This window comes from Paenibacillus sp. FJAT-26967 (assembly GCF_001541095.1).
Lineage (GTDB): Bacteria > Bacillota > Bacilli > Paenibacillales > NBRC-103111 > Paenibacillus_F.
Genome location: NZ_LMXH01000005.1, coordinates 51,563 through 71,657, shown reverse-complemented (window position 1 = coordinate 71,657; position 20,095 = coordinate 51,563). Strand labels below are relative to the sequence as shown.

General features: G+C 46.5%; 23 protein-coding genes and 1 pseudogene. 7 read left to right on the top strand and 17 right to left on the bottom strand.

The annotated features are described in order from the left end of the window. Position 1 precedes the first annotated feature (1 nt). Positions 2-574, bottom strand: coding sequence for a sulfurtransferase TusA family protein (locus AR333_RS18260; RefSeq protein ID WP_068776813.1), 573 nt, complete (start codon positions 572-574; stop codon positions 2-4). 388 nt (positions 575-962) lie between these two features. Between AR333_RS18260 and AR333_RS18255 the strand changes: the two genes are divergently transcribed. Next, positions 963-1,346 (top strand): hypothetical protein, encoded by a 384-nt coding sequence (locus AR333_RS18255; protein WP_068776812.1) that lies wholly within the window; start codon positions 963-965, stop codon positions 1,344-1,346. A gap of 149 nt (positions 1,347-1,495) precedes the next feature. On the opposite strand, the gene AR333_RS25800 is transcribed toward AR333_RS18255, so the two are convergent. The 3 genes from AR333_RS25800 to AR333_RS18235 form a co-directional block, all read right to left on the bottom strand. Further along, on the bottom strand, positions 1,496-2,068 hold the full coding sequence (locus tag AR333_RS25800) for a VanZ family protein (protein ID WP_367584787.1): 573 nt from the start codon (positions 2,066-2,068) through the stop codon (positions 1,496-1,498). A 217-nt stretch (positions 2,069-2,285) separates the two neighbouring features. Next, the gene (locus AR333_RS18245) at positions 2,286-3,260 is read right to left on the bottom strand and encodes a ring-cleaving dioxygenase (protein ID WP_068776810.1); all 975 of its coding nucleotides are present in this window, start codon (positions 3,258-3,260) and stop codon (positions 2,286-2,288) included. A 484-nt stretch (positions 3,261-3,744) separates the two neighbouring features. Continuing rightward, complete coding sequence (locus tag AR333_RS18235) at positions 3,745-5,355, bottom strand: septation ring formation regulator EzrA (protein WP_068776808.1); 1,611 nt, start codon at positions 5,353-5,355, stop codon at positions 3,745-3,747. 330 nt (positions 5,356-5,685) lie between these two features. Here AR333_RS18235 and AR333_RS18230 point away from each other — a divergent pair, with 330 nt between their 5' ends. Continuing rightward, positions 5,686-6,168, top strand: a complete 483-nt coding sequence (locus AR333_RS18230) for a hypothetical protein (protein ID WP_068776807.1) — start codon at positions 5,686-5,688, stop codon at positions 6,166-6,168. A 79-nt stretch (positions 6,169-6,247) separates the two neighbouring features. Here AR333_RS18230 and AR333_RS18225 read toward each other — a convergent pair whose 3' ends face one another. The 4 genes from AR333_RS18225 to AR333_RS18210 form a co-directional block, all read right to left on the bottom strand. After that, the gene (locus AR333_RS18225; protein WP_068776806.1) at positions 6,248-7,219 is read right to left on the bottom strand and encodes an NAD(P)-dependent oxidoreductase; all 972 of its coding nucleotides are present in this window, start codon (positions 7,217-7,219) and stop codon (positions 6,248-6,250) included. Positions 7,220-7,473: 254 nt separating this feature from the next. Further along, on the bottom strand, positions 7,474-8,454 hold the full coding sequence (locus AR333_RS18220; protein WP_068776805.1) for a serine hydrolase: 981 nt from the start codon (positions 8,452-8,454) through the stop codon (positions 7,474-7,476). A 147-nt stretch (positions 8,455-8,601) separates the two neighbouring features. Then, positions 8,602-9,108: a hypothetical protein gene (locus AR333_RS18215; RefSeq protein WP_068776804.1), complete on the bottom strand. Its 507-nt coding sequence runs from the start codon at positions 9,106-9,108 to the stop codon at positions 8,602-8,604. Between the two features lie 165 nt (positions 9,109-9,273). Continuing rightward, positions 9,274-10,158 (bottom strand): Virginiamycin B lyase, encoded by an 885-nt coding sequence (locus tag AR333_RS18210; RefSeq protein ID WP_068776803.1) that lies wholly within the window; start codon positions 10,156-10,158, stop codon positions 9,274-9,276. Between the two features lie 241 nt (positions 10,159-10,399). Here AR333_RS18210 and AR333_RS18205 point away from each other — a divergent pair, with 241 nt between their 5' ends. The 3 genes from AR333_RS18205 to AR333_RS18195 all read left to right on the top strand — a co-directional run bounded on the left by AR333_RS18205 (position 10,400) and on the right by AR333_RS18195 (position 13,416). Beyond that, positions 10,400-11,584: a LytTR family transcriptional regulator DNA-binding domain-containing protein gene (locus tag AR333_RS18205; protein ID WP_068776802.1), complete on the top strand. Its 1,185-nt coding sequence runs from the start codon at positions 10,400-10,402 to the stop codon at positions 11,582-11,584. Positions 11,585-11,860: 276 nt separating this feature from the next. Further along, positions 11,861-12,709 (top strand): ABC transporter ATP-binding protein, encoded by an 849-nt coding sequence (locus AR333_RS18200; RefSeq protein WP_068776801.1) that lies wholly within the window; start codon positions 11,861-11,863, stop codon positions 12,707-12,709. Next, the gene (locus AR333_RS18195) at positions 12,706-13,416 is read left to right on the top strand and encodes an ABC transporter permease (protein ID WP_068776800.1); all 711 of its coding nucleotides are present in this window, start codon (positions 12,706-12,708) and stop codon (positions 13,414-13,416) included. Before AR333_RS18200 ends, AR333_RS18195 begins: the two co-directional genes overlap by 4 nt. Positions 13,417-13,468: 52 nt before the next feature. Here AR333_RS18195 and AR333_RS25050 read toward each other — a convergent pair whose 3' ends face one another. From AR333_RS25050 to AR333_RS18175, 5 genes are all read right to left on the bottom strand, one after another. Beyond that, positions 13,469-13,726, bottom strand: a complete 258-nt coding sequence (locus tag AR333_RS25050; protein WP_172798891.1) for a hypothetical protein — start codon at positions 13,724-13,726, stop codon at positions 13,469-13,471. 41 nt (positions 13,727-13,767) lie between these two features. Beyond that, the gene (locus tag AR333_RS18190) at positions 13,768-14,355 is read right to left on the bottom strand and encodes a hypothetical protein (RefSeq protein ID WP_068776799.1); all 588 of its coding nucleotides are present in this window, start codon (positions 14,353-14,355) and stop codon (positions 13,768-13,770) included. A 363-nt stretch (positions 14,356-14,718) separates the two neighbouring features. Beyond that, the gene (locus tag AR333_RS18185; RefSeq protein WP_068776984.1) at positions 14,719-15,300 is read right to left on the bottom strand and encodes a hypothetical protein; all 582 of its coding nucleotides are present in this window, start codon (positions 15,298-15,300) and stop codon (positions 14,719-14,721) included. A gap of 112 nt (positions 15,301-15,412) precedes the next feature. After that, complete coding sequence (locus AR333_RS18180) at positions 15,413-15,676, bottom strand: excalibur calcium-binding domain-containing protein (RefSeq protein WP_068776798.1); 264 nt, start codon at positions 15,674-15,676, stop codon at positions 15,413-15,415. Between the two features lie 127 nt (positions 15,677-15,803). After that, complete coding sequence (locus AR333_RS18175) at positions 15,804-16,478, bottom strand: 4'-phosphopantetheinyl transferase superfamily protein (protein WP_068776797.1); 675 nt, start codon at positions 16,476-16,478, stop codon at positions 15,804-15,806. Positions 16,479-16,648: 170 nt separating this feature from the next. On the opposite strand from AR333_RS18175, the gene AR333_RS18170 reads away from it, so the two are divergent. After that, entirely contained in the window at positions 16,649-17,074 is a 426-nt protein-coding gene (locus AR333_RS18170; protein ID WP_068776796.1) for a hypothetical protein, read from the top strand. An 89-nt stretch (positions 17,075-17,163) separates the two neighbouring features. Here AR333_RS18170 and AR333_RS18165 read toward each other — a convergent pair. Both AR333_RS18165 and AR333_RS24750 read right to left on the bottom strand, forming a co-directional pair. Beyond that, positions 17,164-17,469: pseudogene (locus tag AR333_RS18165) on the bottom strand (DUF5680 domain-containing protein); the annotation flags it as partial. Positions 17,470-17,481: 12 nt separating this feature from the next. Continuing rightward, a complete protein-coding gene (locus AR333_RS24750; RefSeq protein WP_156430956.1) occupies positions 17,482-17,634 on the bottom strand; it encodes a hypothetical protein in 153 nt (50 codons plus the stop codon). Between the two features lie 298 nt (positions 17,635-17,932). Here AR333_RS24750 and AR333_RS18160 point away from each other — a divergent pair, with 298 nt between their 5' ends. Continuing rightward, positions 17,933-18,163: a hypothetical protein gene (locus tag AR333_RS18160; RefSeq protein ID WP_068776794.1), complete on the top strand. Its 231-nt coding sequence runs from the start codon at positions 17,933-17,935 to the stop codon at positions 18,161-18,163. Between the two features lie 612 nt (positions 18,164-18,775). Here AR333_RS18160 and AR333_RS18155 read toward each other — a convergent pair. Together AR333_RS18155 and AR333_RS18150 are read right to left on the bottom strand one after the other, a co-directional pair. Continuing rightward, positions 18,776-19,006 carry a transposase gene (locus AR333_RS18155; protein ID WP_156430955.1) on the bottom strand — a complete coding sequence of 77 codons (231 nt, stop codon included), beginning with the start codon at positions 19,004-19,006 and terminating at the stop codon, positions 18,776-18,778. Positions 19,007-19,253: 247 nt separating this feature from the next. After that, positions 19,254-20,015, bottom strand: coding sequence for a hypothetical protein (locus AR333_RS18150; RefSeq protein WP_068776792.1), 762 nt, complete (start codon positions 20,013-20,015; stop codon positions 19,254-19,256). Positions 20,016-20,095: the final 80 nt, after the last annotated feature.

Sequence of the window (20,095 nt, the reverse complement as noted above, 5' to 3'; positions counted from 1 at the left end):
TTTAATTCTGCTCTTGGGAGCCATTCCACTCCGACATGCCCGGCACTACATTCCGGATCTGTTTAAATCCTTTCTCCGTCAAAAGCTGGGCAGCCATATCACTTCGTCTGCCTGTCCGGCAAACTACGTGCAGTTCCTCCTCCGGGTTAAGCTCGCCCAGTCTTTGCTCCAGCTCTCCGAAGGGAATCGAAATCGCGCCAGGGATACGGCCGAATGCATATTCAGCCGGCTCGCGAACGTCCAACACCCGGATTTGCGGGTTATCCTGAAGTTTCTGCTGCAGCTGCTCATTGGATATGGTGTGCGGAAACTTGTGTTCTTCTTTTACTTCGGAAGGGTCGGATTTACGGATGAAATGGTGAAATACATCCCCTTCCTGATTAGAACCGAGATACTGGTGGCCGGTGGTCTTGGCCCAGCTCTTAATATCCGCGAGGGAGCCTTTGTCCGTCGCCTGCACTTCCAGCACTTGTCCGGACTGCAGCTGTTCGATAGACTTCTTCGTTCTGACAATCGGCATCGGACATGCCAGTCCTCTTGCATCTACGACTTGGTCCGCTTTAATGGATGACATAATATGGGTGCCTCCTTGTAGGTAGTTTGCTCTACTATTCCGACCGGACTTTTCGCATCGAGGACATTCACGCCCTCTTAGCACAAGCTGCGTCTGTTTAGTATCCATTCTTTCTTCCTGCTTCATTCACGTGCCAAGGCTTCAGATTTCATAAACCTTGTTTTCTTTAATACTGATACCCGTATGGGTATATTGACACTATACTTGGATTTGTTCTTTTCGTCAAGTCGGGGATACGGGTAATCTTTGCCTGATCCCATTCGAATACAGAGCAAGCATCTGGTTTGGACTGCTGTACATCGATAAAGGTTACTCCCATGAAGTTAATTCGGTATAATTGGACAAGGCTGTTAACCTTAAACTACTGCAAGGCGAGGCGGTACATACTATGGATTTTATTATTGCAGGGATCGTCGTGGTCTTGAGTCTGATCGTTCCTGCGGCGGTTAGGATGATCAGGCAGCGGAATACGTTTATCCAAGAGATCCGTAAAACCAAACACATCCTTACAAACGGCACACCCGCAAGCGCGGTCGTAACGGCGTTCACCCAATCCTCCGTACAGGTGGATGACCAGCCGGAAGTATTTCTGGAACTGGCCGTCACTATGGAAAGCGGAGAGACATTCCGGACGGAGTTAACCACCGTTGTTGTGAGGGATCAGCTTCCACAATTCCAGCAGGGCCGTACCATTGCCGTGAAGGTGCTGGAACGCAGCAATCAGCGCGAAGTCGCGGCCGAAGGGGCTTATTTTGCCGGGTTGAAGATTTAGGGGACGAAGGATCACGATCACGGCAGTCGTAATCCTCCCTATAACCAAACAAAACGCTTCTCGCACGTCGGACGTGTCTGAGAAGCGTTTTTGGTGATTTTTTTGCTGCGACGATTACCTGAGATTTTTGACCTCTATATCCGACTTAATTAGTTTTTACTGCAATCATATACATATTTAGTAAATGAGTTGTGTTCCATATGAAGAGTATCAGCCAACCTTATATAGACCGAAGAAATCACCCTGAAAATCAAGTAACCTGCGACTACACCGGCTAAATTCATCACAACATCGTTACTGTCTATAATTCGGTAAGGGTAATTTAAGAGGACAGAGATACTTAACTGGAAGCATTCAATACAAATTCCTACTAGTGCGCCAAGCAGAATTATCCTTCCGAAACCGCGAGGTTTTATTAAATAATTAATGATAAAACCAAATGGGATCGTCATCAGGATATTTAAAGCATGTTCTTTAGTAAATGAAAAATTGTCGGACAACCATAAGAGCTGCATATTTATGTTTTGCCTAAATGCTGTGCCAGGCCTTACAAGACTCAAGTAATTTTCATTCACCGGAATTGGAAATAGTGTGTACTTGATGACATAGCATACATAGATATAAAAGATTCCATGAAAAATTAAGCTTATGTATACTTTGGGGTTATTTTTTCTTTGTTGCAGATAAACAAAAATCAAATAAACGGGCAGACTTAAGATCATATAGAAGATATGAAATCTTAGCATAATAGAGCTGCTCCTTAATGTGTTAATTGAGCTGCCGGAGGTAGCAGCTCAATTAACAATCTTACTACATTGAAGTTAATGTACCTGCGTGCTCCCAGTACTCATGAATCGATCATAACCTTCCAACTAGTTAATTTCATGCTGCTAAAGTACTGTTTTTATTGCCAGCCTCGACCTGATGTGGGTCCACCTTTTACTCCCCTTTAGTATCCAGCGGTTTGAGGTGTGCCTCGATCTCCGCTCTGCGGGATTCGAGGAACGGCGGCAGCGCAAGAGATTCACCCAGATGAAGGATATCTTCATCCGTATCGAATCCCGGGCCGTCCGTTGCCAGCTCGAACAGAATGCCGTTCGGCTCTCTGAAATAGAGCGAACGGAAGTAAAAGCGATCCACAAAGCCTGAGTTCGCAAACCGCGCGGCCCGGATCCGCTGAATCCATTCGCGGAGTTCCTCCTCGTTGTCTACGCGGAACGCCACGTGGTGCACACCGCCGCGGCCGAGCTGTTCGGGAGCGAGGTCATGACGCTCCTCGACGTGTACTTCAGCCCCGCTGCCGCCTTCCCCCGTCTCGAATACGACGATGTCCGGCTGTCCGGCAGCCTCGGAGGCGTACTCGCCCGCGCGGCGGAATCCCAGCAGCTCCGTGAGAACGACAGTGGTCGGCAGCGGATCTTCGACGGTCAGCCGGACCGGACCGAGCCCGAGAATGCCGAACTCGCCGGGAACCGGGCTCTTCGTCCAAGGAATGCCACCCTGGACGCCCTGGTTCTTGCGATCCGATACGAGAATGAGACGCTGCCCCTCCAAATCCCGGAAGGCCAGCGTAGCTCTGCCCGCCCGGTCCTTGATCTCATCCCGGTCTACTCCGAACTCATCGAATCGCTTAGACCAGTAGGTCAAAGCCTCATCGCTCGCTACGCGCAGCGAGATCGCCGAAATACTGTTTACTCCTTCCCGGTTCTTGCCTGCCATCGGAATTTCAAAGAACGTCAGCTCCGTTCCCGGATTCCCCTTCTCATCGCCGTAGAACAAGTGATAGACGCTGATATCATCCTGATTGACTGTCTTCTTGACCAGCCGGAGGCCGAGCACTTTCGTGTAAAACTCGAAGTTGGCAGGAGCCTTTGCTGTAATTGCGGATACGTGGTGAATGCCTTTCAGTTCCATAGGGATACCCTCCTGATTACATATAATATTTGCGTGATTCAAGAAATGTATGACGAAACGGGCCTGGCTTTCTCACTGCGTGATATTCCTCTTCTTTACGAGCAGCGAGCAGCCGCCAATTCCCTGATAAGTCCGCCTTATAGTAATGAGTTTAGTGCTAAACTGATAAAAAGTCAAACATTCGACATCCCCGAAAAATAGTCATCGGCTCTATGTTAATTCACGAAAGGACATATCTTGCCCATTACTATCACCACGCTATAGACGGGAGGGCGCCACGACCCGGGAAGTTCTTTTAAACAACGATTACTTGCACGTTCATAAGAAAAGACACCGCGTTGCTAGACACGGTATCTTTCGTTATTTCACGCTATTCTTAGACAAAGGAAGGCTGCAATTGCTATCAAGATCCCTTACAGGTACTTCTTCCTTTCACAACTGCCGCCGCTTCCCGCTGCATGCCGGAATCTCATTTGTACACCTTCTATCTGACCCACTGCTTCTGAGCATCGAATACCATAACCTGTTCCCTAAAGACATTCACATGCTTCTGGAAAACCTCTACTTCCTCATCCAGACGCTTCAGATGGATAGGGCGCATATTCAGGCGCCGATCCAGCATTTCCTTCTGATCCTGAATCTTGAAGCGGAGCGTACCCAGCTCTTCCGAATGAATAGCGGCTTCCAGCCTATTGGTCGAAATGAGCGCTACCGTCGCCTGGAACGTATGCCAGAGATGGCCGATTTGAGCTCTATGCTGGTTAAACTCCTCCACCGCATTCTCATATACCTTCAGACGGGACATCTTGTTGTACAGTTCTGTGTAAGATTCCAGCAGAGCCATGACCTTCTCGCCCGCTTTACTGTAACGGCCTGCCTCCAGCAGATCTCTTGCTTCGGGCAGTTCGTCTCTCAGCCCTTCGTAAGCTTTCGTAAACTCCTTATAATCCCGCTCCATGGATGACCACACGGTTTCATGGAAATTTTCTTGAACCCGCTGCAGTTCTTCCCTATACTCCGCCTCCGGATAATGCAGATCACGGATATTATCGTCCAGCAATTTCAAATTCTTGTGGACACTGTCCCGCAGCTCCAGCGTATCCTGTACCGAGCTGCCCGCACGCCGGATAGTAATGGCTATATCTCTGGACAACCGTTCCGCGTCCCTGATTTTGCCCGCCTGCAGCTGCTCCAGCAGGAAAACAGCCTTCTCCTGGGCACGATCCAGCTCATGGTGCACATCAAGCTCTGCAGGAGTCAAACCGTTGTCATGCATACTCCTGTCTACGGTAGACCGCACCTCACCGATCTCGCGGATAAACTGCTGCTGCCTGTCATACAGCTCCGGAATCACCTTGAGCAAACGCTCAATATCCGACAGCTGGTTAAGGATAGGCTGAATCCCGACGTTGACATTGATAAAATCGGACAACTGTTCCCTCTTCACGATCTCAATCCGGTTGTTCACTTGCGCAAGCTCGGCTTCGATCTCCGCCACCCCGTAAATACCCGCGCGATCCCGGGTTCTATTCATCAGGAACTGAATCTTTTCTTCCAGCTCACCCATCGCTTTGTTGTTTTCTTTCTCAAGCTCGCTGAATTTCTCGACTTTCTGACTCAGATTTTCATACACACCCTGGTACTCCTTAAAAAGCACCTTACATTCCTCTATGGAGGCTCCGGATGAGAACGAGAAAAAAGCAGATGGGATTTCAGACGTAACCCTTTGTAGTTCCTCGATAATCGTGAGCATCTCGCTCACCTCTGCATCTACCGGCTGAATAAGCCGCCTTGCGGAAGGACCGGAGTACAGCTCCAGCAGCAGCGACAGCCTTGCCTTATCACGGTACAAAGCGGCCGAGAAGCGTTCGACTTCCTCCAGAAACTTCTTCTTCTGACTCTTTAGCTTGCTGATGCGGACTAATTGATACAGAAGCAGCACTGCACAGGCCAGAAGCACAATGAATATAATAAAAAACTGTAAAGCCTGACTAAATGTAGTTACTTGAGCCGGGTTAGCGGCAGGAGCAGCGGCATAAACCGTATTCGTTAAGAATAGAAAAGAGGATAATGCAAGTGACAACCATTTTTTCATCGAAAAGCCTCCTGGTGAACATACTTTTGTCGTATATCGGAACACATGAATGTGGTTAGGAAAAGATTCCCGGGCAGGTACTTTGTGCAGACAGCCCTACCTTTTTCAGCAGCAGGTTAAACTTGGCAGTCTTCTCCTTAATTAAACCATAAGATCAGTAAACATTTGGAGTAAAAAATTTACATATATCAACTAGTTTTAATACTAGGTTCCAGCGTGAAATTCCTCTATAAAAGGGGCCAGCTATTTATTAACCCTCTTGATTTATCCCGCTTTTATTTCCATAATAATACACAAATGCCAGTCAACTATTGAACAGGAGTGTGGGACATGGATAACAGCGATCTCTTTTCTAAGCAATTCCTCTTTACAAAAATATTAGTTGGCGTTTGGGCTTCCGCGATCTTTGTTATTTTTTTCAGTTTCCTTAACCCTAATTTATTTCTTGATATAACTAACCTTGATAAGAAAGAACTTTTTATTTTATCCGCTTCTAGTTTCTCTATCTACTTTATATACTCGCTTCCTGTAATCACCATCTATGGAGGGATCGTTTCTCTATTGTCAGAGCGGCTTCTCATTCGGATTCCTATAAAAAATTGGTTTCTCCGAAATTTTATAAGATTCAGTTTATATTTAACCGGAGGTTTTATAGGAGGAACAACTGGACTTTACGGGGCATCTTCTTATTTTATAACGGAAAGAATATTAAGCTTTGCTAATCACAACTATACTTTCTTAAAATTGCTTGTGCTCAGCTCACCCCTACTCTTTTTATTTTTATTAAGTATGTTAATTCCTATGTTTAATTAATGTCCTATTTCTTTATCTCTATTATTAAAAGGATATACACAAAAAAGCCCACGCTCCCGCGCAGGCTTTCCTTGGTTTCCTAACCTTTCACACACTTCCGAAGGGTCTCCACGATCGATGCTATAACATCGTCTTCCCTGTACTTCAGAATCGGCATCGTATCTGCCGGATCCAGATAAGCATCCCGGTCCTGAACCTGTACGGCGACGCCCATGTGGATGCCGTGCTCTCTGCCCGCGGCCGCTGTGGCTGCGTCATGCTGCTCCATGGCTGGCTTCATCTGCTCCAGCGGCATAACCACAACCTTGGTCTCGGTCTGGCCGAGTTCATCCAGAATCATTTGATGAAACTCACTGTGTTTCATATTGATGCCGCTGATCGCGTATTTACCGCGGTGCTCACCATGTTCCATGGCCCCGACTGCCGCTTCGGCAACCTGCTGCGCGGTTACCATAGCGGTTCCACCGCCCAGTACCGGGGCGATTTCCTTGCCTTTGACCTGGTCGACGAACATGGTCCACAGCGGCATACGGCCCGGCATCGTTCCGAAAATATACGGCAGACGCAGAGTCGTTACGTCCATCGCGCCTTCGCCCTCCATACAGGCGACTTCTTCTTGAAGCAGACGCGTACGCGGATAAGGATTGTTCATCAGCGGCAGATCGGTCCACACTTCGGCAAAATGCGCAAAGTACGAGCCGAACAGGACGAATTTCTTTACGCCTGCTTGTCTCGCCAGACGAGCCAATCTCTGAGTCGGCCGAACATTCGCCTCATAGAAGAATTTCATGGCCGGGGCTTCCGGAACGATCCGTTCATCGGCACCCGCTGCATATATAAACCCATCCTTGCCGGCCAGCAGCTCCAGGACTTCCTCGTCACTCATCTCATTGATATCGCCTAACTTGCAATCTACTTCGCCAGGAAGCAGCTCTTCTGCAGGCATTGGCGGCAACGACAACGTCGAAACCTTGTAGCCGCGGGTTAGCAGTTCTTTGATCGTGTAATACCCTAAAAATCCTGTTCCACCCAATACGAATACGTTTGCCATGGAGTTCATCCCCTATGCTTGTTGGTTTTAAGAGAAGGTTGTGAATGAAATCTTTTTCATACTTCTATGATAAAGGATTTTTATTCCAAAATACACCCTTCATCTTGAAGACTTTGTGAATTTTTTCTCAAAGTTTTCGGCATGAAAAGTTGCACACATTCATGCAGAATCTATTTCTATTCCAGAGCTCTAAATACAAAGGAAGAAGACCAAGCTCCCGAGAGGAACTTGATCTTCTTCTTTTGGCATAAGAGCTAATTGCCGCTATCCAGAGCCTCCGCAATAACGCCTGCTAATGTAGAAGTCAGCAAAGTAGATACGTTGCTCAGCACAATGACGGCGGCTTTCTTATCCAGCAATTTCATATAAGAAGCGGTATAGCCGTTAATGCCGCCGTGATGAAAAGCTAACGCTTGATTACGGGCGGTTCTGGCCAAATGCCAGCCGTACCGGTAAGGCTGCCGCTCATCGAAAGCAAAAATCTGTGCTGTCATGCCGCTTGGGAACAGAACACCTTCATCAAGCGCGGAATCAAGCAAATGCAGATCCTCTGCGGTAGAGACAAGCCCTCCGGCCGAATAGGCATTGGACATGTCCATGTACGAAGCGTTCTGAAGCTCACCCGCGGGAGTCATCTCATAGCCGCTTGCTTTATGAAGCAAGATCGTCCTGGAATCGAGAATGGTATTCTGCATACCGGCAGGCTGAAAAATTCTGTGGTCCAGGAAATCCTCATACGGCAAACCACTGACAGTTTCGATGATTTTGCCCAGGATCAAGTAGCCTGAATTGGAGTAGCTAAACTTCTCGCCCGGTTCGGACTCTGGCGGAAGAGATTCGATCCATTCCAGCAGTTCATCCACAGAATGCGGTTGAAGAGACCGCACGGCAAAATCGGGCTGCATCGTCAGATTACCGATTCCCGATGTATGGTTCAGCAAATGCGTAAGCGTAGCTCCCCGGGCCGTCGAGAAGGCAGGAAGAAACTTGCCGACCGGATCGCTCAAGTTGATCCGCTTGTTCCCGGCGAGCATCAACATAGCCAAAGCCGTGATCGATTTAGTAACGGAGCCTATTCGGAAACGGGTGGCGCAGGTATTAGGAATGTTCCACTCTCTGTTGGCGATACCAAAGGCTTCTTTATATACGAGCCGCCCCTCTTGTGAAACAAGAACAGCGCCATTAAATTTCTCGGGATTCTGAGACAAATAGGTATGAATCGCATATTTCAACATGTTTTCAGGCACTCCTTTTAAAATGAGAAATGTTAGGTACCTGAAATGTGATCTAAGGGCAAGGTTAACGACCTCCCAGCAAAAAAATCCAAACGACGGCAGGCCATTCCTGCTCTATTTAACTATACCAAGGAAAAGCCCGATCTTCTACTTCAAGCTGGCTTTCATCTCTTTCACAAGCTCAACGACGGCCCGATCCGGCTCCGTTCTATAATAAATGATACCTTCCTTGTTGAATTCAAGAACCCACCACAACCAGTGAAGGCTGGACTTGTTGCGAATCTCCGACTTCGTTTGGGCAATAAAGACCCGGCCTTGTTCATCAATTAGCAGGTTCCTGCCCTTGTCCGAATCGTAGGAGATCCTTGTAAAGGAGGACGGCTTCATATGTTTCAGTATCCGCTCGGGTGTTTTTGACACCCATTTGTCCTCGTTCAGGGAGAAAAACTTGCTTACCAGAGCCGTCTCCTTCAGACCGGTCTGTTCCTCCATGAAATATAACGTCTCCGCTTTTCCGAAATCGGCAAACGCCGTACGATTAGGAAGCAGTGTAGCGGACAGCAAACTGGTAACGAGCAGATATACCAAAGCCGCAGATATGAGGATAAGTATACCTTTTTTAATGTTCAGAGCTTGCAGAGCTTTCTTTTCCAACCTGTTTCCCCCTAATTATTTTCTATTATCGTATCACATTCGTGGAATATTTTGACTAGAAACTCTATACACCTTTCTAATAACATCGCTTTTCAAAATAGAAGACTCCAATCACTGTCGCCACAACAGGATTGGAGCCTTTTGTTCTTAGATTATACTCTTTGGTTATTCGTGCGTTAAGCGCCCGATCTTGTTGCACTCTTCCGCGAACCATACGGAACCGTCAGGTCCCAGTGCAAGCCCATGTGGTTCAGCATGGTCCGTAGGGATGGGATACTCCGATATATCCCCTTGCAACGTGATGCGTCCAATGCGGTTTGCACTCCATTCCGTGAACCAGAGGTCACCGTGCTGTCCGGCAATGATTGCGTGAGGCCGGGCACCTTCGGTGGGGAGCGGATATTCCGTGATTGCACCCGAAGTCGTGATTCTTCCGATTCTGTTCCCCATAATTTCTACGAACCAAAGCGCACCATCCGGTCCATGAGTAATAACAACGGGTCCGCTTTGTTGGTGCGGAAGCGGATACGTTGTCAGGGTACCGTCAATCGCCATTCTACCGATCGCATTGCCCTGGTTCAACGTGATCCACAAGGCACCATCCGGCCCCGCCGTTATAAAAGAAGGGAATGCCCCCGGTTCCGGAAGCTCATATTCAGTGATTTCACCTGCTGCACGAATGTTCCCAATCTTATTGCCCGTGATTTCCGTAAACCAGATAGCCCCGTCCGGTCCTTCTGCAAGGCCATAGGGTCCTGCATCTTCTGTAGGCACATCATATTCCACCAGGCGTCCGTCCATGGTCATTTTCCCTATCTTACCCGCCTTATATTCGGTAAACCACAGGGTACCGTCAGCTGCGCACAGGATCGAAGAAACTCCTGCGTTTGCAGTAGGCAGCGGAAACTCCCGGATATCGCCATCCGCGGTTATTCTTCCGATCCGATTCCCTTCTTGTTCCGTAAACCACATCGAGCCATCTTGTCCGAGTGTCATTCCGTAGGGCCCCGAGTTCGGATGCGGCAGCGTGAATTCTTTAATTATCGGCATCTTCATACGTCCTCCCTCGTAATAGATTGATAGGTTGACTGATACGAATCTTCTATTCATTTATACTTCTCACTCTACTTGTTGAATGGCAGCTTATCCAGAGAGAGAATGATTCTAGTCATTTTGTATCTTCAACGGGACGTCTCTTATCCATTACATTGCGTTCGCCCTCATGTATAATAAAAAAAGTCTTACCTCTACACTCCATAACGTGAATATGACGAAGATCAGGTGATGAGAAGTGGCGGTTCTAGCCATTAAGGATTTAGAGAAATATACGGAGAATATGATCGTATTTCCCGCGTTTAGTCTGGAAATCAGCCAGCATGATGTAATCGCACTATATTCCAGCATGAATGTGCGGCACACGCTGCTCCATATGCTGCTTGGCAAAATCGCGATTTACAGCGGCGAGATTCAAATCAATCAGCAGCAGCTTTCGAAGAATAAAGCGCGGTATTTTGCCCAAATCGGCTTTTCCCTATTAGATGACGGTATGTATGAACGGCTGACGGTGAAAGAGAACTTGGTTTTCTTCAAAAAGCTGTATGATTCGCCTTTTCCAATAGAAGAAGTCATGCGGACGGTACAGCTGGAAATGAAAACGAATATCCGGGTGAGCAAGCTCTCCGTATCGGAGAAGAAGCGGGTGCAGTATGCGCGGCTGCTTTGTCAGAATCCGGCTCTGCATGTGTATGAGGAACCGGAACAGAATGTGGACAATGAAACGAAGATGGTTTTTCAGAAAATGGTCCGTGGTCTCAGCGCAAGCGGCAAAAGCATTCTCGTCCTGACCGGGAACATGGAAACAGCTCTCAGTCTTACCAATAGAGTGTATCGTCTCGATCATAAAGGCCTTCACGCCTTCGATATCGCCGACGACCAGGAGCAAGATGGACTAGCGGAACAGCAGGAGGTCACAGCGGCTTCCAAGAAACCCGAAGCAGTAACCGGTACAGTGGTTGAGCATGAACCGGCTGCCGGGGAGGCGGCTGAAGCACCGGATACGGCATCGGATGCAGCTGTCGCAGCGGAAACTGCAAATGATGAAGATGATGCGGAACCTGAGGTTACTTCGCAGCCCGTCCGTTTTGGCAAAATTCCAACGAAGATGAACGATAAAATCATTTTGTTCGATCCCCCTGAGATCGACTACATCGAAAGCAGCGAAGGGCAATCGAATATTTACATCAAAGGCGATGTGTATCCGAGTGCGTTCAAAATCAATGAACTGGAGGAGCGGCTGCGTCCTTATGGATTTTTCCGGTGCCACCGTTCCTATATTGTGAATTTGCAGAAGGTCAAAGAAATTGTGACCTGGACACGGAACAGTTACAGTCTCATTCTGGAGGACCAGGCGAAGTCATCGGTGCCTCTGTCCAAGACCAAAATGGCCGAACTCAAGGAAATGCTCGGACTCAAATGAGGTCTGAATGACTGGCATGCGCTAAACCCATACAACTTTAAGATAATGGAAATATTCCCTCCTATTAGTTGATTCCGTGCGATTTTCAGCCTGAAAAATGCTCCATTCGGCCCGAAAACCGCTTCATCCGCTCATTTAGCCACTCCATTCGCCTCCAAATACGCTCCATTCACAGGCCCGTATGCTCCTTTCAATGCCATTATAATGCGGGCTTTCCCAGGCTCGTTTAGAGTAAGGGTATCGACAAAACGAACGAATGAGTGGAGGCAAGCGAGTATGGAAAACATCATCGAAGTCAAATCGTTAGGCAAATTATTTACAAATTCTCCGGCCCTCAAGGACGTATCCTTCCATGTACGGAAGGGAGAAACTTTTGGGTTCCTGGGTCCGAGCGGATCGGGAAAAACCACAACCATTAAAATATTAACGGCACAGCTCCATGCGACTTCAGGCAGCGCTTGTGTGTTCGGAGTCCCGACTACTCAATTAAAAGAAGAGGCCTACCGTAAGAAAATCGGCGTGCTTACCGATAACAGTTCCCTGTATACCCGCTTGAGCATTGAAGACAACTTGAAGCTCTATTGCGACCTGTACGATGTTCCAATTAAGCGGATCGGCGAGGTACTGGAGATGGTGAATCTGGCTTCCGAACGGAAGAAAACCGTCGCCAAGCTATCCAAGGGAATGCTCCAGCGGGTGACGCTGGCCCGTGCTTTCCTGCATGAGCCGGAGCTCTTGTTCCTCGATGAGCCTACATCGGCACTCGATCCCGTGAACACCAAGCACGTTTATGAGGGATTGGCCCGTCTTAAAGCCGGCGGAACGACGATCTTCTTAACGACACACGACATGAATGAAGCGGAGACGCTGTGTGATCGGGTCGCTTTTCTGAACAACGGGTCGATTCAACTCATGGATTCCCCCCGCAACCTGCGTGAGAAATTCGGAGATGCCACACTCACCGTAGAATTAAACGATGGAACCCTGGTGATCGTGAAGCGCGGGTCCGAAGGCGCCCAGACGCTGTACGACTTCATGAATGCAAACCAGGTTAAATCCGTATATTCGAACAACCCCACATTGGGAGACATCTTTGTAGACATAACCGGGAGGGAACTGGCATGACATTTTCATGGAAACGTTCGATGGCTATTTTACAGAAAGATTTTAAGGATATTTCCAAAAATTTGTATGTATCCACCACGCTGTTCATTCCTCTTCTCATGGCTGCGCTGTACAGCCGGATGGGAATGGGGACGGTAAATTCTTACTTTATGGTGTTTAATATCACCTTCACGCTGGTAGCCACGTTTATCCAGTGCTCTCTTATTGCAGAGGAGAAAGAAAAGAACACGCTGCGGGGACTTATGCTTTCCCCTGCCAGTACTTTAGACATCATTGGCGGCAAAAGCCTGCTCAGTCTGCTCGGCACCATCGTTATCCTGGCTGCTTCTATGCTGCTCATGGAGTACAATCCGGCCAATATTGTGATCGTCTCTCTTGCGCTTCTCTTCTCGGCGGTGTTCTACATCGGTATGGGGACCCTGCTCGGACTGGTAACCAAGAACGTGATGGAAGCTTCCGTGGCTGTTATGCCGATCTTTCTGCTCTTTTCCTTCGGATCTCTGATTACCGCCTATACCGAGCAGTACCCGATTCTCAAAATCGCGGAGTACATGCCGAACATTCAACTTGTTGAATTAGCGAATCAGGTGGAATCCGGCGCAGGTTTGGCAGGTGTGTGGCCGAATCTGGGGGTCATTCTGCTGTGGGCTATCGTTGTTCATGTCCTGGCAGTGGTGGTGTATAAGAAGCGTATGGTGGACGAATAGAACAAACAAGGCGGGCGCCGAAATTCATCCGATGCCCGCCTTGTTTTCGGTTTTATGCTTTTTGCGGCGGAGCGTCGTATACAGCAGAATGAGTCCCGGCAGCGTGAACACGACACCGGCGATCAGCAACACGACCATCGTCTCGAATGTTCTCGCTGCGGATTTTAAATTCCCATAAACCTACCCCGGTACCCGGCTGCCCTCTCAACGCTTGAGGTTCACTTAACAAATACAGGCGGCGAGTAAAATAAAACGAGAAGAATCCAAGCAGCAGCAAAATGACGGCTATGATCCATTTTAGAGTTCTCATGTCAGCACCTCTAATCTCAGTCTAAGCTGCTATATTCGGGCTTACTCGGCAAGAGTCAGCTTGTAATCTTCTAAATTCCAATACTGACCTACAGGGAATTTTTTCTTGGGGTTGTAAGTCACCTTCGGATCGCCGTCGATGTCCGCTACATAAATAAGTTTCTCTTGGGCCGCCTTCTCCAACATGCCGGCTTTGATATAGCCATTCGCTTCAATAATGCCTTTATATTCTCCGCCCAATCTCTTGATTTGGTCGTCAATAAAAGCTTTGTCGACATACGGGGTTCCTTTGACCCTGTTAACGGAAGTTGCCCGCAGACCTTGTCCATCAATGAACCGGGAGTAAACGTGTGTTAATTCCAATTCATACAGATCCACCAGTTTCTGCACTTCTTGTTCGGACAGCGCTTTGGCAAAAGTAAATGTCGTCAATATCCGTTCGTCAGCCGGCACTTTATTTTTAAGTTCCAATGCGCTGGCTTTTTTCTGCCGAACGCTTTTTTCAAAATCCTGTTTCGTATTCGGCACTTTGGTGTGCTCCGAGACAGGCATAAACGGAATGCGGTCATATAGGCCTGAAACGGTTAGAGTCATTACAACTCCAGCCGTAAGGATAAGTTTGGTTATCATGGTTTAAACGGCTCCTTCATCTGGTATGAATTTGTATGCTTGTTTCTCCTTTCATCCTTGGAGACGCGGGAATGGGTAGAATGTTTCAGTTGTTTTCTAAAGATTGGATCAATTTAATGTTTGCCGAGGGGCTGCCCCATCCCGGGATCATCGCTCTGCGGTGAATCGAGGTCCATGTACCGGTCGTCACTCTGTACAAAAAGCGTATGGTGGACGAATAGAGCAAACAAGCTGGCCCCGGATTCATCCGGTGCCAGCTTTATCTGGTTTTATTCGATACAGAATTATCCGGTCTAGTACCGTTAGCACGATCCCGGCTATAGTTAAAGCGGTCAGCGGTTCTATGATGTTCTCGCCGGGGATTCATGCGGCAAGATTCCTCGAATACACGAGTGCGCCTCCCGAACCCATTACAACAAAATGCTTGCCCGACGGGGAAAATCCGCATTTGACCGGTCCATCCAAGCGCTTGAGGTCAATCATGACCGCATCCTTCAAATAGCGGTAGCCTTGCCGGAACACGTTATCCAGAACAACGGAAGCTCTCGGCCACCACGGATAAATGACATCAAGCCGCCAGCCGTCATCCGTCCCGAAGCTGCCATCCCCGGCTTGGAATCCAAAAATACCAATTTCCAGGCCCGTCAAAGGAATTGTAAATTTTAAATAATCCTTACTCATCCCTTCGTCCGTTAGAGAGGAATCCCGGTCTCTATGTATCCTATTTCCCGTAATCGCCTGGGTAATGCTGTACCCGGAGCCGCTGATCAGCACGAGGTTCTCATCCTCATCCCAGCCGCATGCGGTAACGCCCGAAGCCGGTACGATGACTTCATAGATCCATGGCTCCGGTGGGACGGTCTGCTGCATATTCTGAGCTTTTTCAAGCAACTCAAGCTCGAAGGGGGTTCTGATTTCATGGGTGGATTTTTTAAAAAAATTCATAACGGTTCCTTTCAAACTCCATATTCTGCTCGGTTGTCCTTTACTAGAGTGTACTATTTCCGGGGGCAAGGTGTGAATAGAAAAAGACCCTTCTGCCGAAGGGCCCTCTGTCTTATTGTTCGCAAGCGATCAGATCTTTGTCCCGATCACTCTTCTTATTAGCGTCATATAGTTCCTGTGAAACGTAAGGCTTGTACTTGGTTTTACCGCCTTTGTTCTTGACGGAAGCCGAACGAGCTACGCCGCCTTTGTAATCTTTGTTAAGTTCGGTGCAATTCTTGTACGTCTTGGCCTTTGCTTCTGCGACATTGCCGTAACCTAGCGGAATCCCGATAAATAGTGCTACAGCTAAGGCTGCTGCGAGCTTTTTCTTCATTGTATTTATCCCCTTAGACGAAATTAATTAAGCCCATTCATCATAAACCACCTGTTTATTATTTCCAATACAATTCCCGCTTAATTTTGCTAAAGATTTGATCAACAGATGTCTTGTACTCCAAAGGTTACAGTCTCAAATCTTCTAACTCCAGCAAAGTTATCGCCTGCGGGAATTCTCTTTTGACCGAACACACCGACAGCTTGTAGGGCCCATCTACTTCATATTGTTTGAAAAAATGCGTTTCCTCCGGTTCGAGCACGATGTTCTCCCCATTTTTGCGCAGCGTGAAGGAACCCAGCGGAATGGATAAGCCTTTGCCTACGGCCTTAATGTAGCTTTCTTTCAACGTCCACAAGTCATAGAAATAATCCAGCTGGTCCTCTGGCTGAAGTCTTCCCAGATCGTCATTCTCTCCCCGTGAGAAAAACCGCTCCGCAATTCCCTGGTCGATCGGCTTGATCTGCTCCACATCGATTCCAACTTCAACGTCTGCGACCGCCACCGCCACCCACTCACCCGAATGAGTAACATTGTAGCTGCATTCTTCTGCCGCGCCGCTTAAAAAAGGCTTGCCGTACGCATTCGCCGAGAACTGGAGCTCATCATTAGGCACGTTAAGCTTCCTGCACAGGCTCCACCGGGCCAGTACATCCGCAGCAATCGCCCTCATCCGGTCTTCGGCACGGACGAAACGCTCCGCTTTCGCCCTCTTCTCCTCCGTTATATAGCCCGAGAGCCGCTCTACTCTCCTGAATTCATCTTCCTCGTCCAACTTCAGTTTGATTGCATAAATATCCATGGCACGATCTCCTGTAAAGTTCTCATATTGTTTTGACAGCTGTTGAGGCTAATAAACACCCGTACTATAAAAGATAGTACTACTGGCAACTTCACTCCCCCGCTAAAATACAAGTGAGGCTTCTTCTCTTCCAAATAATCTGAGCCGGGAAAAGGAAGGTGTATGCACTTATGTTGCGATTTCTGCTCTATATCCTGGTAATCAGCGCGAGTTATTTTCCAGGGATGCTGCTTGGCACACTAGCCAAACTTCCTTTTCATAAAGAGGTCTTCAACCACAGGGAGGAGTTTTATGACCCGAAAGCTGTCATCTACTTCTTTATTGCCGTCCCCGTCTATATCACGCTGCTCTGTATCCGCAGAATCCTTGGCTTTACTTCACCTGTTTCCGATGCCCTAGCTCTGTCTTTCTTTAGCTTGATTGGTGCAGGTTTACTGGTCCCGTATTTCATGTATTTCGGTGTTTTCTGTAACCCGGATTATTATTTTTCGCCGGATATTCTGCGTTTTCTACTGTTTTTTGTCGGGACGGGTTTGTCCTTTGCTGCAGGTTCATGGGCCGCCGAGAGAGCTTTACACCGTCAATCATCAACCTGATAAAAGTTCGGGCTGCCTATTATGCGCAAGCGGCAACCGGCTCTCCAGCCAGGAAGGGGATGCGGCAGCTCCCTGCACTCTCATGTATCTTAAGCGTAATCCACCCGGCCTCCATGGAATTTTAGCGTATAAATTTCTTTCCCTTTGTATACAATACGCTCCTGCCCGGCAAAATTACCGAAGCCGCCGCTCCAACTGCACGCATACTCAAAATTTTCAAACTCGCCATCCGTGTAAGACTCTGGTCCTCTGTAAGGAGTCTCGGCAGGAGCATTTCTCAAAGCTGCAAGCAGAAAATCCGGAAAGCCCGGGACCGGATCTGCCGTAACCCCATGGTAATTCATCCCCCAAACCGCCTGTCCGCTGCGCCAAACCACTTCCTGTCCGATAAAATTGAGCTCACCGTATTAACTATCCAGATAGGTAAACTCCCCACTCTCATAAGGAATGTCCTTGGCCCCCGGCCGGGAAGGCTCAACCCTGCTGCCGCTTCCGGAAGCATAAGCGTTATGCTTGGCTTCCCGCACGAAAAGGACTAAACCACGTTCGTATTCCGTCATAATTCCACTCCTCACTTAACCGTTTCTCTTAAGCTTCTTAAATAACTTCTACAAATATACAGATATTTCCTCCAGGGTTAAAGAACTCACTGTTAATCGATATTTGAGCAAAAAACAAAGGCGTAACCGGTATACGGTCACGCCCTTGCTTGCTAAATAAAGTAGATATTCTTATTCTGTTACCATGGATTTTTCACATAAAACCCAATTATTCCATAAAATGAATAAAGTTCTTCCTTCTAAAAAAAAAGAGTGGTAATATATATAATAAATAAAATAATTGCGAAGGGAGAAATTCATGACAAAAAGAGGATCTGGAGTAGTTTTTTGTATCACTTCTCTTTTTCTGTATATCCTACCTAACTTGTTAGCTGCTATTGCTACCTCAGGTGGTAAATTCGAAAATTATACAATTTTCCTTAATGTAATTGGAGAACCTTTTACAGGATTAATTGTTCTAACTCTTCTACTCGGGATAGCATTTCTTATTAGTGCCGAAATTGGAGACTACACATCTAAAAAAAAATAGCTGGATATCCGCGGGAATAATTTGGACCCTCTGTCAAGGAAACATTAAAAAAGCGTTAAGCAGCACTAAAAGATGATTCCTGTATCGCGTATTGCACAGGAGTCATCTTTTTTAGCCCCATCGATATCGATGATGAATATAATAACGGATATAACTATTAATTTCTCGTTTCACTTCGGCTAAGTCATACAATTACTGCTCTTTACATGATCTTTCATATGCCTGAAACAAGACACCTGGGGAGCATTGTCCCAACAGTTACCTTTGTGACAATAATTCCATTCTTCTCGTAAGCTTCTTACACCGATCTGCGCCTTGTTCGATACGCTTCATCCCGAGGATTTCTACAAGAAACCCGCTAGATTCGAAAAAACCCTCTTGGCGTTCTCTTTAGCATGTATTGAACGATAAACAGACGCTTAAATTCATCTGGGTACGTAATTCATTTTTCACTGACACGTAAGACATACGATTGTCAGATAAGTGTTTCTGCTCACGTTTATTAAAGTGTTTTTGCTTGTAATCACCTCTAACAGTTGTCTCCCGCATACGAAAAATTACGGATACACTAAACGCCTTTTGACTGTGCAGTGTATCGGTACCATATTAGACTTAGTTATACCTCTTTCCTTTGATAAAGAGATAATCTTGTTTGTTAAGTTGGAACCCGTCCTGACGATCCCTACGAATAATTTCTTGTTCATCATACTCACTGATTAAGCGATTTTTGCTCTTTCCATTACGGCTTTTCGTAGTTGTTTTGTTTGCCACTTCGTGCTGTTGGTAGCCCAAGTGTGTATCTATTTCTGCTTCTAGCATTTCTTGAAACTTCTCAGTAAACAAATTCTTAATTTATACAGATTATTTTACATACTCTACCATAAATTATTTGCATTCAAAAAACTAAATAACCAGTCGCGGTTGAATTTCGACGACTGGCTACATAATTTACAAGTTGTTTTGATCCCTATCTCATAAGTAGGGGGCAGTCCTTTTGATTAATCAGACATATTTGTATTTTTTTTCAAAAACGTCTCCTTCAGGTCGATCAATCCATGAAAAAAAGTAGGCCTTATATAATTTATTATCATCAGTAATTAGGGGGAGTATCCGATTCAACATATTGTAAAATTCCATCCTGAAATCCCCCAACTTTATTCACCATATATATGTCTGTAAATTCTGTACTCTGAACCTTGTCTTTCCATGAGGTATAGTAGCTATTTTCCCAATGCTCAGTTATTCCATAAGAGTTTCTCATAATTGGTGTAAAATCATACCAAGCATATTTATTATATGGTGCTTCCACATTTATTGTTTGTTGATACTGACTTGATTGCGACCAGCTCCCACCCAGAGCTATATCTAGGGCTTTTTTTAAATTAGAATTAAAAGTTAAATTTACCTCCCACGTATAGGATTCATTAACGCTAAAGGATACCTTACCACCAGGGGATACGGGCGGTGTAACCCTTTCTCTTTTCGTAGGTCTAGGTGTAAGATAACTATGGGATTGTTTATATACATCCCATATACATACAGTTCCACAAAATGCAGGTGCTTGAGGAGTCACTATTCCTTTAATATTATTTTGTATATTATACATATTAGACTTTATATTATTTTTGTTCTTTTCAACTATATCACCGTCTTTATAGAGCTTCGCAACCTGATCGAGTGTAAGTTCTACTAATCCGTTTTCTGTAACCCTATAACTTTTAACAATTTTTTGCCCATCACTTCCAGGTTTTTTTTCTGATGAATTCGCACTACCTACCGATGTAATAATTAAGCACAAAGTAATTGCTAAAAGCAGGCTTGTTATTAATCTACTTTGTCTGTATATGCACATAATAAATTCCTCCAAAACCAGTTTAGGCGGCCACCTTTTTAATCATAACATGCAATTGTACAATTTTACCATATTTTATT